At 55.8% G+C, this 14,109-nt stretch carries 14 protein-coding genes; 8 read left to right on the forward strand and 6 right to left on the reverse strand.

The window, feature by feature from the left end:
- Positions 1 to 95: 95 nt before the first annotated feature.
- The 3 genes from GVL50_RS27620 to GVL50_RS27630 all read right to left on the reverse strand — a co-directional run bounded on the left by GVL50_RS27620 (position 96) and on the right by GVL50_RS27630 (position 4,519).
- The gene (locus GVL50_RS27620; protein WP_053116795.1) at positions 96 to 1,229 is read right to left on the reverse strand and encodes an ABC transporter substrate-binding protein; all 1,134 of its coding nucleotides are present in this window, start codon (positions 1,227 to 1,229) and stop codon (positions 96 to 98) included.
- A 368-nt stretch (positions 1,230 to 1,597) separates the two neighbouring features.
- The gene (locus GVL50_RS27625; RefSeq protein ID WP_159815746.1) at positions 1,598 to 2,881 is read right to left on the reverse strand and encodes an FAD-binding oxidoreductase; all 1,284 of its coding nucleotides are present in this window, start codon (positions 2,879 to 2,881) and stop codon (positions 1,598 to 1,600) included.
- 147 nt (positions 2,882 to 3,028) lie between these two features.
- Positions 3,029 to 4,519, reverse strand: a complete 1,491-nt coding sequence (locus GVL50_RS27630) for an aldehyde dehydrogenase family protein (RefSeq protein WP_159815747.1) — start codon at positions 4,517 to 4,519, stop codon at positions 3,029 to 3,031.
- Positions 4,520 to 4,682: 163 nt separating this feature from the next.
- Here GVL50_RS27630 and GVL50_RS27635 point away from each other — a divergent pair, with 163 nt between their 5' ends.
- A complete protein-coding gene (locus tag GVL50_RS27635) occupies positions 4,683 to 5,582 on the forward strand; it encodes a LysR family transcriptional regulator (protein WP_053116792.1) in 900 nt (299 codons plus the stop codon).
- 82 nt (positions 5,583 to 5,664) lie between these two features.
- Here the strand turns inward: GVL50_RS27635 and GVL50_RS27640 are convergent, their stop codons facing one another.
- Complete coding sequence (locus GVL50_RS27640; RefSeq protein WP_159815748.1) at positions 5,665 to 6,474, reverse strand: helix-turn-helix transcriptional regulator; 810 nt, start codon at positions 6,472 to 6,474, stop codon at positions 5,665 to 5,667.
- Between the two features lie 173 nt (positions 6,475 to 6,647).
- On the opposite strand from GVL50_RS27640, the gene GVL50_RS27645 reads away from it, so the two are divergent.
- The 5 genes from GVL50_RS27645 to nadE all read left to right on the forward strand — a co-directional run bounded on the left by GVL50_RS27645 (position 6,648) and on the right by nadE (position 10,868).
- A complete protein-coding gene (locus tag GVL50_RS27645; protein WP_256672012.1) occupies positions 6,648 to 8,114 on the forward strand; it encodes a sodium:alanine symporter family protein in 1,467 nt (488 codons plus the stop codon).
- A 132-nt stretch (positions 8,115 to 8,246) separates the two neighbouring features.
- The gene (locus GVL50_RS27650) at positions 8,247 to 8,516 is read left to right on the forward strand and encodes a hypothetical protein (RefSeq protein WP_159815749.1); all 270 of its coding nucleotides are present in this window, start codon (positions 8,247 to 8,249) and stop codon (positions 8,514 to 8,516) included.
- The gene (locus tag GVL50_RS27655; protein WP_053116788.1) at positions 8,509 to 8,763 is read left to right on the forward strand and encodes a hypothetical protein; all 255 of its coding nucleotides are present in this window, start codon (positions 8,509 to 8,511) and stop codon (positions 8,761 to 8,763) included. The genes GVL50_RS27650 and GVL50_RS27655 overlap by 8 nt, the downstream gene beginning before the upstream one ends.
- A gap of 49 nt (positions 8,764 to 8,812) precedes the next feature.
- Complete coding sequence (gene pncB / locus GVL50_RS27660; protein WP_053116787.1) at positions 8,813 to 10,036, forward strand: nicotinate phosphoribosyltransferase; 1,224 nt, start codon at positions 8,813 to 8,815, stop codon at positions 10,034 to 10,036.
- Positions 10,037 to 10,040: 4 nt separating this feature from the next.
- A complete protein-coding gene (gene nadE / locus GVL50_RS27665) occupies positions 10,041 to 10,868 on the forward strand; it encodes an ammonia-dependent NAD(+) synthetase (protein ID WP_159815750.1) in 828 nt (275 codons plus the stop codon).
- A gap of 164 nt (positions 10,869 to 11,032) precedes the next feature.
- Here the strand turns inward: nadE and GVL50_RS27670 are convergent, their stop codons facing one another.
- On the reverse strand, positions 11,033 to 11,944 hold the full coding sequence (locus GVL50_RS27670) for a hypothetical protein (protein WP_159815751.1): 912 nt from the start codon (positions 11,942 to 11,944) through the stop codon (positions 11,033 to 11,035).
- Between the two features lie 220 nt (positions 11,945 to 12,164).
- A complete protein-coding gene (gene azu / locus GVL50_RS27675; RefSeq protein ID WP_053116784.1) occupies positions 12,165 to 12,611 on the reverse strand; it encodes an azurin in 447 nt (148 codons plus the stop codon).
- Between the two features lie 340 nt (positions 12,612 to 12,951).
- Between azu and GVL50_RS27680 the strand changes: the two genes are divergently transcribed.
- Both GVL50_RS27680 and GVL50_RS27685 read left to right on the forward strand, forming a co-directional pair.
- Positions 12,952 to 13,539 (forward strand): TIGR00730 family Rossman fold protein, encoded by a 588-nt coding sequence (locus GVL50_RS27680; RefSeq protein WP_053116783.1) that lies wholly within the window; start codon positions 12,952 to 12,954, stop codon positions 13,537 to 13,539.
- Between the two features lie 67 nt (positions 13,540 to 13,606).
- Positions 13,607 to 13,795: a hypothetical protein gene (locus GVL50_RS27685; protein WP_158836123.1), complete on the forward strand. Its 189-nt coding sequence runs from the start codon at positions 13,607 to 13,609 to the stop codon at positions 13,793 to 13,795.
- Positions 13,796 to 14,109 lie beyond the last annotated feature (314 nt).

The raw sequence follows: 14,109 nt of genomic DNA on the forward strand, positions 1-14,109 counted from the left end.
GTGTATCAGCTACCGTTGATGGTGACTGACACCCCGCATTCGCGAGCAAGCCCGCTCCCACAGGGGTTTGTGGCGTTCAGCTATCGCGTCAGCCCTTACTTCTGTTTTTCCAGCTGGTGATATTTGCCGTCCTTGTCCCACTGGTAAACCACGTAGTCGGAGACTTTCAGGTCACCCTTCGAGTCCCAGGCTTTTTCGCCCATGACGGTTTTCACCGGGTTTTTCTTCAGCCAGGCAGCCGCTTCTTCGCCCTTGTTGGACTTGGCGCCGTTGAAGGCTGCGGCCAGGGTTTGTACCGAAGCGTAGGCGTACAGGGTGTAGCCCTCAGGCTCGGTGCCGGCCTTGCGGAACGCGTCTACCACTGCCTTGCTCTCTGGCAGCATGCGTGGGTCGGCACCGAAGGTCATCAGCACACCATCCACGAATTGCGGGCCACCCGCGGTGGTTACCAGTTCATCGGTCACAATGCCGTCATCGGACATGAACTTGACGTCTTTCAGGCCTTGCTCACGCAGTTGACGAACCAGCGGACCGGCTTCCGGGTGCAGACCACCGAAGTAGACGACATCGGCGCCAGCGCCACGGATTTTGGTGACGATGGTGCTGAAGTCTTTTTCGCCACGGGTCAGGCCTTCATACAACACTGGCGTCACGCCGCGCTTGACCAGTTGTGCCTTGGTGGCATCCGCCAGGCCTTGGCCGTAGGTGTCTTTGTCGTGCAACACAACGACTTTTTTACCCTTGAGCACGTCGACAATGTAGTCGCCGGCAACGATACCTTGCTGGTCGTCACGCCCGCACATACGGAACATGGCGCTGAGGCCGCGCTCGGTCACTTGCGGGTTGGTGGAACCCGGGGTGATCGCGATTACGCCGGCTTCGTCGTAGATTTCCGAGGCTGGAATGGTGGAAGACGAGCAGAAGTGGCCGACCACGCCAGCGACTTTCTGATTGACCAGATCCTTGGCGACCGTTACCGCTTGTTTCGGTTCGCAGGCGTCATCGCCTTTGACCAGAACGATTTTTTCCCCGTTGACGCCGCCTGCCGCGTTGACCGAGTCGGCCGCCGCTTGTGCACCCTTCATGTACTGCTCGCCAAATGCCGCGTTGGCGCCCGTCATTGGACCCGCTACACCGATTTTGATATCAGCCTGAGCAAACGCAGAAACACCCAACGCAGTAGCCACTGCGAGGGCCAGAAAGCCTTTCTTGTAAAACGTCTGGGACATGAGGTGGTGCTCCAAGGTTTTTTTTAGTTGGCACTGCGACTTCACTTCACTGAATGCGCAGAGCAAGGGCCGTGCCATCGGTTTTTTATTCTTCAAAAAGTCGCTGCTTTCTTGTTATTTCGACTGTTTCGTTCCCATTTTCATTGGGCGTGCAACCGTCTAAACCGCGGAAGGTGAAACCATTTATTTTTTCAGGCGCAACCCGCATGCGCCATCATTGCAACCGCGGCACCAAACGACGTGCAACCAGCCTGTAACAGCCCGCGTCACCGAACTGCACACTGCTGGTGCGGGACTGCTACAACCCGCACCATTACAGGCTAGTCGCTGCATCGAAAAGCGCCGCTTCCGGCAACATAATTCAACACTCAAATCACGATGCGCAGGCACTGGCCCGCGTGATACAGCGAGAACCCGGCCTCGTACAGGCAACTGCGCAAGCCCACGCCCGCCAAGGGCTGCATCAGTGCAAAGGGAATTGGCAGGGCCTCGGCATTGCCGTTGCACAAGTAATCGGCGAAGGCTTTGCCGACCACCGTGCCAGTGGTGACGCCACGGCCGTTATAGCCCGTGACAGCGACCAGCCCCGGTGCCGGCTCAAACAGACGCATCAGGTGATCGGGCGTGAACGCGATGCGCCCAGTCCAGGTGCACTCCCATTCGACGGGTTTCAGTTGCGGGAAGTAATGCTGCTGCACCCGATCGGCCCAGGCCTTGAGAAACCAGGCCGGTTTTTGATTACCGTTGCCGAGGCTGCCGAGCAATAACCGCCCTTCTTTATCGCGGCGGATGCTGCTCAACACCTGGCGGGTATCCCACGAGCCTTGCCCACCCGGAAGAATCTCCTGCGCAGCGTCTTCGGTCAGCGGCACCGAAGCGACCTGATAGTAATAACCGGGGAAGAAATTGCGTTTGAGTTCCGTCCAGTCGCCCTCGGTGTAGGCGTTGGAGGCGATGACCACTTGTTCGGCGAGCACCGAACCGTGCTCGGTTTGCACCGACCATTTCGCGCCCTGACGCTCGAGTCGAGTGACCGGTGAATGGTCGAACATCTGCCCGCCGAGGCCGAGCACCGCGTTCGCCAGCCCGGTGACATAAGCCATCGGATTGAGCGTGCCGGCGCGACGATCGAGCAACGCGGCGGCGATTTTTTGCGTCCCGGTGGCCTGTTCACAGGCCTTGCCGGTGAGTAGCTCGACCGGTGCGCCGCGACGTTTCCATTGTTGCTCGCGACTGCGTAGATCGGCCTCGCCCTTGGCGTTATGCGCCATGTGCAGCGTGCCTTCGCGGCGCAATTGGCAATCGATGTTGTACTTGTCCACAAGGCTGAACACCAGCGCGGGCGCGGCCCCGAGCATGCGATTGAGCTGACTGCCGACCGCTTCGCCGAAACCGGCTTCGATCTCATCCGGTGGAATCCACATGCCGGCGTTGACCAATCCGACGTTGCGCCCGGAACCGCCGTGGCCAGCGCGATGCGCTTCCAGCACGCAGACGCTTTTGCCTTGTTCCAACAGATGCAGCGCCGCCGACAACCCGGTAAACCCGGCGCCGATCACGCAGACATCGACTTTGACTTCACCCTTGAGCGCCGTGTTATCCGGCCTTTGCGGCGTGAGTTTTTCCCACAGACATTCTTCGCGTAACGGCATTGCCAGACTCCAACAGAAACCTAACCAAATGCGCTTGTGGGGCCGCCAAAAGATCGCAGCCTTCGGCAGCTCCTACAAAACCGCAGCCTGGCGCCACCTATGTAGGAGCTGCCGAAGGCTGCGATCTTTTCAGCTTTTCCTCCATCCTCAGTCGAACGTAATGCCCTGCGCCAGCGGCAACTCCAGCGAGTAGTTCACGGTATTGGTCTGGCGGCGCATGTACCCGCGCCAGGCATCCGAACCCGATTCACGACCACCACCGGTTTCTTTCTCACCACCAAACGCACCACCAATCTCCGCACCGCTCGGGCCGATGTTGACGTTGGCGATCCCGCAATCACTGCCCACCGCCGACATAAACTGCTCAGCCTCGCGCACGTCAGTAGTAAAGATGCACGACGACAACCCTTGCGGCACCGAGTTGTTCAGGCGCAGTGCTTCCTGGAAATCTTTGTAACCAACCACGTACAGAATCGGCGCGAAGGTTTCGCTGCACACCACATCGCTCTGCTCCGGCATTTCAACAATCGCCGGCGACACGTAGTAAGCATTCGGGAACTGATCTTCCAATTGGCGCTTGCCGCCAAACACCCGACCGCCCTCGCTCAACGCCTGCTCCAGCGCGTCCTGCATGTTTTCGAAGCTGTGCTTGTCGATCAGCGGGCCGACCAGATTGCCTTCCAGCGGATGGCCGATGCGCACTTTCGAGTACGCGGCTTTCAGGCGGGTGACGATTTCTTCTTTGACCGACTCATGGGCGATCAAGCGACGCAACGTGGTGCAACGCTGGCCGGCGGTACCGACGGCGCTGAACAGAATCGCGCGCACCGCCATGTCCAGATCAGCGCTTGGGCCGAGGATCATCGCGTTGTTGCCGCCCAACTCCAGAATGCTTCGGGCAAAACGTGCGGCGACTTTCGGCGCCACTTCGCGGCCCATGCGCGTGCTGCCGGTGGCGCTGATCAGGGCGACACGCGGGTCATCGACCAACGCTTCGCCGGCATCGCGACCACCGATGATCACTTGGCAAAGATTCGCCGGTGCATCGGTAAAATTCTTCACCACACGGTCGAACAGCGCTTGGCAAGCCAGTGCGGTCAGCGGGGTTTTCTCCGACGGCTTCCACACCACCGGGTTGCCGCAGACCAGCGCCAGCGTGGTGTTCCACGCCCACACCGCCACCGGGAAGTTGAACGCGCTGATCACACCGACCACGCCCAGCGGATGCCAGGTTTCACGCATGTGGTGGCCCGGACGCTCGGAAGCGATGGTCAAACCGTACAACTGACGGGACAGGCCGACGGCGAAATCGCAGATGTCGATCATCTCCTGCACTTCGCCCAAACCTTCCTGAGTGATTTTGCCCGCCTCCCACGAAACCAGTTCGCCCAGATCAGCCTTGTATTCACGCAACACCTCGCCGAATTGACGCACCAGTTCGCCGCGACGCGGGGCCGGAATCTTGCGCCATTGCTCGAACGCATGATCTGCGCGACTGATGTGCTGCTCGACTTCGGCCGGGCCTTCCCAGTTCACGGCAGCAATGCGGCTGCCGTCGATCGGCGAATGCACCGGCACTTTGCCGTTCTGATAAAGGGCCGGGTTCACACCAAGACGATCAAGCAATGCGGCAACCATGGGTCACTCCTCAAGCAAAAAACTGAATGTGTGCGGTCGCCATTTCACGACCGGGCAGGCCATTAGTTGTAGCTTCACAATGGCGAGGCAACAAACGACCTTTACGCGAGATATCATTCCGTTTATTCATGCTGAGCATAGAAAGACAAGAAAAGGATCGGCCATGCTGAACAAACGCCACTTGCCCTCGATCACCGCCCTGCAATGCTTCGAGGCCGTGACCCGGCACCTGAGCTTCACCCGCGCCGCCGAGGAACTGAACCTGACCCAGAGTGCGGTGAGCAAGCAGGTCGCGCAGCTTGAGGAATTGTTACAACACTTGTTGTTCCTCCGCGTGCGCCGACGTTTGCAGATGACCCCGGCCGGGGATTTGTACTTGGTGGAAGTACGAAAAATCCTCACGCAGGTGGAGATGTCGACCCATTACCTGCGTTCCTACGGCGGCGAGACCGAAGTCCTACGCGTATCGACCCCGTCGACCTTCGGCGCGCGTTGGCTGGTGCCACGCCTGAAAGGCTGGCGTTTGCGCCATCCGTCAATTCATCTGGATTTGTGCAACGAGCAAGAGGCCGATGATTTACTGCAAGGGCGCAGTGATCTGGCTTTCTATTACGGTCAAGGCTCGCGACCGGGGACTGAATGCCTGAAGTTGTTCAGTGAAGAATTGGTGCCGGTGTGCGCTCCGAGCAGCCTGCCGGATACGCCGTTCACTGATCCGACGCAACTCACCGATCTGGTCTTGCTGCAAAATGCCTCACGCCCACAGGCGTGGCACGACTGGTTCGACAGTCAGGGCTACCAGACCGAACACAGCTATCACGGGCCACGTTTTGAAACCTTTTATATGTGCATTCGCGCCGCACAGGTGGGTTGTGGCGTGGCGCTGTTGCCAAGGTTTCTGGTCGAAGAGGAATTGGCCGACGGCAAACTGGTCATTCCCTGGCAGCATGCGATGCCGAGCACTGACGCGTACTATCTGGCGTACCCGGAGCACGCGGCGGAAGTCCCCAAAGTGCGGGATTTCGTCAAATGGATGCTCGAACAGATCGACAATCCGCTGTAGGAGCTGCCGAAGGCTGCGATCTTTTGATCTTCAAAACCAACATCAAAAGATCGCAGCCTGCGGCAGCTCCCACGAAAATTTGTCATACGATCACAAACAGGCCATCCACAACCTGAGCCTGGGCGAGACGCGCACGCAGATCGGCATCAATGGCGCAATCATGAGGGTTGTACAACCGGACACGACGATAGGCTGCGGCCCGATCAATTTCCTGCCCCAAATATTCCCAGACCACCCTTGAACAGGAAGGCGCGCGATGATCAGCAGCCGAAACGCCAAGCTTCAATCCATTTAACCGTGTAATGCAGCTTTTGAAACTTGGGATGAGAATAGTTTGACTGATTTCGTTTGAAGTCAGCGATTCATAATCTACGAAAAAAAGGCGATCTCGCAGGTAATAAGCAACACCTTTATATCGATATCGTTCAAACCCACCTTCTACCCCAGACATCTGTAACTGCTCATTTCGCTCATACACTATGTCATCGCCTTCTTCCCGCACATGCACAAGCGAACACAGAATGGAACCCGGTTCAGTCATCGCATGGTAGTACTCGTGGTAATACCCCGTGTGAGCCTTCAGTTCTGGTGAGGATTGTTTGCGCAGGTGTTTCAAAACTCTTTGTGAGACTGTTTCTTCATCGAAGAGCTTGGCTTTGCTGGTTTTTACGCCAATCAATGCAATGAACTGCTCGCTTGGCAGGCGCATTTCAAATTCTTCCACACCAAAAAAATCGCAAATCCGCTTGAGGTTAAAAGGTGCGGGCATACTATTCCCACAAAGATACTTATTAAACTGCCCACGATTAATACGAACCTTCCTACAGACCTCTGCGACAGATCTGTAGTGACTACACAGAAACCTCAAGTTTGCGGAAAAAAATTCACACATAAATCACTCAGCAAGGAACCCAGGAGAACTCACCATAGCAGCAACTAGCATCACATTTGAGCAACTTGCGAAATTGCATCGGATGAAATATGGCTGGATATTACGACTCCTGAAAGGCTTCAGGACTGGCGACACCATTAATTCGCCAGCACTAACAAAGCAAGGAGCTTGGAATGCTAGACATCATCAACGACTTTCTGTCAGGTAAGGTATTAATACCTTTAGTGCTTGGCCTGGGAAGCTACTTCACTGTCCGATCCGGATTTGTTCAGTTGAGGTATTTCCCCCATATGTTTGGCGTATTACTCGGCAGTTGGCGCGGCGTCAGCCATCACTTGAGTTCATTTCAGGCGCTTATGCTCAGCCTTGCCGGGCGAGTCGGCACGGGAAATATCGTCGGTGTCGGGATCGCGGTAAGCATGGGCGGGCCCGGCGCAGTGTTCTGGATGTGGATGACTGCTCTTCTGGGTATGTCGAGCAGTTTCTTCGAATGTACGCTGGGACAACTCTATAAGCGTAGCGATGGCAAAGGCCTCTACCGAGGGGGCCCGTCCTGGTACATCCAGCACGGTCTGGACAAGCGCTGGCTCGGCATGATCGCAGCCGTACTATTGCTGGTGACTTTTGGGTTTGCGATCAACGGCCTCGAATCGCATGCGGTATCGCATTCACTAAAAGATGCGTTTGGCGTGGCGCCGATCTGGTCAGGGCTCGGACTTGCGCTGTTGCTGGGGGTCGTTTTCATTGGCGGGATAAAGCGCATAGCGGCAGTTGCTGACCTTCTGGTACCTATTAAAGTTCTCGCCTACATCAGCGTGACGGCCTACGTAATGGTTCTGCAGTTCGACCAAGTTCCGGCGATGCTCATGACCATTATCAACAGCGCGTTCGGGCTGGATCAGGCCTTTGGCGGGCTGGTGGGCAGCGCAATCATCATGGGGGTGAGACGCGGAGTGTTCTCCAACGAGGCAGGACTGGGAAGCGCTCCCAATGTCGCATCAGTAGCGAAGATCGGCCACCCGGTTGCACAAGGCGTCGTACAAGCCCTGAGTGTCTTCATCGATACATTCATAATCTGCACGTGTACCGCGCTACTGATTTTGCTATCGGGTTTCTACACACCAGGATTTGAAGGTGACGGGATTGCGCTGGCACAAAATTCGCTCGCCGCCGTCGTTGGGGAATGGGGACGGATGTTTATCAGCGTCGTGCTTGCGCTCTTCGTATTCACGGCGATGCTTTACAACTATTACCTGGGAGAAAACAGCTTGCGGTTCATCTTGGGTGAGCCTCGAAAGACGCTGCTCTTGTACCGTGCGCTGGTATTGATATTAGTGTACTGGGGCTCCGTCGAAGACCTGTCCACTGTTCTGGCGTTTGCAGACATCACCATGACGCTGCTCGCGCTTGTCAACCTGGTAGCGATGTTCTTGCTCTTCAACATCAGCATGCGTGTTGTGCGCGACTATGAAGAACAACGCCGCGCCGGAATCAAGAAGCCCATTTTCGACTCAAGTAAGTTCCCGGATCTGGATATCGATCTTTTGGCTTGGCCGCCGGGATATAGCTGCCCAGACATAAATACTCATAGCGAGAAGGTTATTTCTTCGAGCACCAGTAAACAGCCTGCCAAACGTTAAACAGAACATGCAAAGTCATTAAATCAATTAATGGCTTTGCAGCTAATACATCAAATCACCTAAAAATAAAATCTCAAGAACCCTGCTTTCTTCGAGCCGTCACGCCCAGAACAAACAGAATGAGTTTACCCTATGAATCGCTTTTACCCCCTCAAAGCAAATGCAACTGATACGCCGACATACTTTATAGACTCACATGCCACACCCAATCAGTTATTTGAAGATGCCTGTTTCAGAATCCGCGCTTCCGCAAGTCTTTTGGAGGCTTTCACATTAGTCACCCTCAAGGGCACCAACGATTCTGATTTTTATAAACTAATACTTCCAGCGTACGTGCTACTTCAGGACGGCGTCGACACACTGGAACAGATCACCTTCAAAGGAGGCGTCATTCATGTATAAAATCGTGACCCAAGAAATGCTCAGAGCTGCTTTGGTTAAAGCAGTTGAAATCAATCTGATACCCAAACACTCCCTGCTGGCCGATTATTTAAAAAGCGGGGCACAACTCGAACAAGTCATTCAAGCTGCACTTGAGGCGCAACCGAAAATAGCTAAATTTTGTGGACTGAGATGCATGGCCTCAGAGGATCTTTCACCCGAGAGCAAAAAAGCGCTGGCAATCCCCACCACTGATATGCGCCACTAGCGCCATTGATTTTTACCGCGCCACAGCGCGGCGCACCTGGAGACCGTTTATGAGCGAGAGTGTGTTTGCCGATCGCATCGTGCAGAACCTGCTCGACACCGACTTCTACAAACTGACGATGATGCAGGCGGTGCTGCATAACTACCCCAACGTTGAAGTCGAATGGGAATTCCGTTGCCGCAACAGCGAGGATCTGCGCCCGTACCTGGCCGAGATCCGCTATCAGATCGAGCGTCTGGCCGAACTGAGCCTGAGCGCCGATCAACTGAATTTCCTTGAGCGTATCTCTTTCCTGAAACCGGATTTTCTGCGATTCCTCGGTCTGTTCCGCTTCAACCTGCGCTACGTGCACACCGGCATCGAGAACGGCGAGCTGTTCATCCGCCTGCGCGGGCCGTGGCTGCATGTGATCCTCTACGAAGTGCCGCTGCTGGCGATCGTCAGCGAAGTGCGCAACCGCTATCGCTACCGCGAAACCGTGCTCGAACAGGCGCGCGAGCAGCTCTACCGCAAATTCGATTGGCTGACCGCCAACGCCTCGGCCGACGAATTGTCGCAACTGCAAGTAGCCGATTTCGGCACCCGCCGCCGGTTTTCTTACCGTGTGCAGGAAGAAGTGGTGAACGTGCTCAAGCACGATTTCCCCGGGCGTTTCGTCGGCACCAGCAACGTACACCTGTCGCGCGAACTCGACATGAAACCACTGGGCACCATGGCCCACGAATGGATCATGGCCCACCAGCAACTCGGCCCACGGTTGATCGACAGCCAGATCGCCGCGCTCGACTGTTGGGTGCGTGAGTACCGGGGTTTGCTGGGGATCGCCCTCACCGACTGCATTACCACCGATGCGTTTCTCGGCGATTTCGATCTGTTCTTCGCCAAGCTGTTCGACGGTTTACGCCACGACTCCGGGGATCCGGTGGTGTGGGGCGAAAAATGCATCGCGCATTACCACAAGCTCGGCATCGACCCGATGAGCAAGACGCTGGTGTTCTCCGACAGCCTGACCTTGCCCAAGTCGCTGGAGATCTTCCGCGCGCTGCACGGCCGGATCAACGTCAGCTTCGGCATTGGCACCAACCTCACCTGTGACATTCCGGGTGTCGAACCGATGAGCATCGTGCTTAAAATGACTGCCTGCAACGGCCAACCGGTGGCGAAGATCTCCGACGAGCCAGGCAAGTCCCACTGCAAAGACCCGAATTTCGTCGCCTACTTGCGACACGTGTTCCAGGTTCCTGCCGATTCCAGTTCATCTAGCAAGGAGTGAATTCATGCAAGCCGTACAGCGTGAGATTGCTGAACAGCTCAAAGTGCAACCGCCGTTCGCTGACTACAAAGCCCTGCAGGCCGAAGTCGCCCGGCGCATCGCCTTTATTCAGGATTGTCTGGTCAATTCCGGGCTCAAGACGCTGGTGCTCGGCATCAGCGGCGGCGTCGATTCGCTGACCGCAGGCCTCTTGGCCCAGCGCGCGATGCGTGAGCTGCGCGACCAGACCGGCGACAACGACTACAAATTCATCGCCGTGCGCCTGCCGTACGAAACCCAGTTCGACGAGCACGACGCCCAGGCCTCGGTGGATTTCATCGCCCCGGACGAACGCCACACCGTCAACATCGGCCCGGCCGTGAAGTCGCTGGCCAGCGAAGTCGCCGCGTTCGAAGGCAAACACGCGGTGTCGGTGGACTTCGTGCTCGGCAACACCAAGGCGCGGATGCGCATGGTCGCCCAATACACCATCGCCGGCGCAGCGCACGGCCTGGTGATCGGCACTGACCACGCGGCGGAAGCGGTGATGGGCTTCTTCACCAAATTCGGCGATGGCGCCTGCGATCTGGCACCGCTGAGCGGCCTGGTGAAAAATCAGGTGCGCGCGATTGCCCGCAGCTTCGGCGCGCCGGAATCGCTGGTCGAGAAAGTGCCGACGGCGGATCTTGAAGATTTGTCGCCAGGCAAACCGGACGAAGCGTCGCATGGCGTGACGTATGCCGAAATCGATGCGTTTCTGCACGGCGAGCCGGTGCGCGAGGAAGCCTTCAAAATCATCGTCGACACCTACAACAAAACCCATCACAAACGTGTGATGCCATTCGCCCCATAAGTCGCGACGGAGCCTGTAGGAGCTGTCGAGTGAAACGAGGCTGCGATCTTTTGATCTTGATCTTCAAAAACAGATCAAAAGATCGCAGCCTTCGGCAGGTCCTACAGAAAGCAAAAAGCGTCCCAAGGGACGCTTTTTTATTGACTCGATAACCTCTGTTGAATTCAGGAAGCGACAACTCGAACAGTCCAAGGGTCGGATAATCGACCATTATCAGACTTGATCCTGAAGGTATGAACCTTCTCTGCCAAATCATAAGCCGTCACTGTGAAAACTCCATTCGAGTCTGCATGGATCGAAGCCACGTCATTGTCGTAGTCAGAGAGAAACCCTTTTTCATTCGGATTTGCCGTGCCAACAAACGTCACCGTCTTAGCGGTTGTTTTTTCGTGGTTTCCAAGCAGCTTCAAATTTGAATCGATGACGAACTGGATCGCAAGCGGAGCTGACTCTTTGACCTCGATAACCCAAGGTCGGGATAAAACTTCATCAGGCCCAAGCACGGTAAACTGGTGAAGCCCTGTCACCAAGTGCTGAACCAAGGCGCTCCAATGGCTGTTACCGTCCACTGCAAGCGTTTGAAGATAATTCCCGTTATCGAAAAGTTTCACTTCCGTGTGGCTCCTCCCAAAGCCAACGAAGTTCAACTCGGTATCACGTGTGAACCCGCCTCTTTCGATTGGATTGCCATTGCTATCGTTAACCCAATCAATGTCTGCTTCCGTGGCCTTGCCAATGTAAACACGCCAGACATCCGACTTATGACCATCCATTGTTTGAACGGTATATGCATGCTCCCCCGCTGCCTCATCGGGAAAAAAGGCACTGAAATGGCAGTAATCGTCCACCCATACGGCGGGGTGCGTCCCAACTCCGTTATCCAGAATTTGCGCGTACTGGCTTGGTTGAGCCGATCCAACGAAAGACAAATCAGAATTATCGGTTACGCCACCATTGTCGATGGGCTCGCCCTTACCATTGGTGATGCTTTCAATTCGAGTCGAGCTCACTTTCGCGATTTTATCCAGCGAGCTAATCAAAGTACGCGGGTGGGGAAATTTCTCTTGATCGGTCATACGAAAACTCCCTTTTCGGAATGGATGCGCCCGGTGATGCGAGTGCTTACCCATCAGACTCAGGATCAAGATTTGTGTCTACTGTCAGAAGTTACAGGTATTGATGCTTTTCCGACCAGTGGGCCATGCTTGATGTTTCACTAAAAACACCCAGTCCAGCCACAAAAAAACGCCGCAGCGATAACCTCGCAGCGGCGTTTTTTAAAGCTTCAGCGGCAGATTATTTCAGCGTCACAGTGCCTTTCATCATCGAGATGTGGCCTGGGAACGAGCAGAAGAAGCCGTATTTTTCAGCGGCGTCCAGCTTAGATACGTCGAAGGTCAGCGAATCGGTTTCTTTGGCGCCGATGATTTTGGTGTGGGCGATTACGCGAGCGTCGCCGTCTTTCAGGTAGTTCTTGTCGATGCCGGCGGCCAGGCCGTCGGTGGCGATTGGCTGCATGTCAGCTTCTTTGCTGATCACCAGGTTATGGCCCATGACGTTCTTCGGCAGGCTGCCGGAGTGGGTCAGTTCGACGGTGAAGGTTTTGCAGCTCTTGTCGATCACGATTTCCTTGGTGTTGAAGGACATCTGATCGGTGGAGTCAACGGTGGTTTTGCACTCGGCAGCCATCAATTGGCTGCTGGCCAGCGCCAGCAGGGATACCGCAACAACTTTGGAAAACATGGTGAATCTCCAAGGCAGGGTTAACAAAAACACTAATGGTGGAAAGACTGCCTGAAATCTTCGCAAGTTCCTATGACTTGCGTCAAAAATTGTATACAACTTTCAGGCTATGACACTCATCGACACAATCTAACGGCCAGAATTCCCGCCCCGCCCTATGATCGGCGCATCTACTGAAACGGAGTGCCTGTCATGTTCTTTAACGGTCTGTTGTGCAGTTTGCTCGCCGCCTACGCCTGTGGCGCCAGCGGTACCTTTGAAACACCGGAACGCGAAGTTTAGCCCTTGGATCAAGGCGTGCCAGCCATTACCCTGTGTCGGATTGACCCAGGAGAAAAGCATGTCTCTGAAATCCGTTTGTGTATTTTGCGGTGCCAACGCCGGTACTGATCCGGCTTACACCGAAGCTGCCGTTGCGTTAGGCAGAGCCCTCGCCGAGCGTAAACTGACGCTGGTTTACGGCGGTGGCGCCGTGGGTTTGATGGGGATTGTCGCCGACGCCGCGTTGGCCGCTGGTGGCGAAGTGATCGGCATCATTCCGCAGAGCCTGATGGACAAGGAAATCGGTCACAAAAGCCTGACACGTCTGGAAGTGGTCGACGGCATGCACGCGCGCAAGGCGCGGATGGCGGAGCTCAGCGATGCGTTTATCGCCCTGCCCGGCGGCCTCGGCACGCTGGAAGAATTGTTTGAAGTCTGGACCTGGGGCCAGCTCGGCTATCACGGCAAACCGCTGGGTCTGCTCGAAGTGAACGGTTTTTACAGCAAACTCACTGCTTTTCTTGACCACATCGTCGGCGAAGGCTTCGTTCGCGCGCCACACCGTGACATGCTGCAAGTGAGCGAATCGCCGCAAACGCTGCTCGATGCCCTGGATAACTGGAAGCCGACCGTCACGCCAAAGTGGGTCGATCAAAAACCCGGTTAACCCTCGGACGTCGATACAGGGCAGAATACGCGCCGCTCAACCTCACCTTCGACCTAGAGGAACGCCCATGGCCAAACCCAATTACTCCTTCGCCAAACGTCAACGCGACTTGGCAAAGGAACAGAAGAAAGAGGAAAAGCTTCAGCGCAAGAAGCAAACCGCTGAAGAAGCAGCACTGAACCCTGAGGGTGAAGTGGCAACAGAAGATGATGTTGATGCAACCGAAGCACCGAAAGATCAGGCGCCTGACGCCTGAACCCCACCGGGTTTGATGATCGAATCAGACCCTGCGGATTTGTGACGGGGCTGGCGGTTTCACTGCCGGCCCTCACAGCCCCACTTGCCGAAACACCCCAATTCCCCTGTGGGAGCGGGCTTGCTCGCGAAGGCGTCAGGTCTGACTGCTCCTGTGTAACTGAAACACCGCTTTCGCGAGCAAGCCCGCTTGTATGGTAGGACTCGAAGGGGTGGGTGGGACCAAAAGCCAGCTTCTGACTGTTAGCCCAGTACAGACTGTGGGAGACATCGGCCCCACCCCTTCCACCAAAGCGCCGATAAAGAATGCTTCGT

This window comes from Pseudomonas sp. 18058 (assembly GCF_902706155.1).
In the GTDB taxonomy this organism is placed as follows: Bacteria; Pseudomonadota; Gammaproteobacteria; order Pseudomonadales; family Pseudomonadaceae; genus Aquipseudomonas; species Aquipseudomonas rustica.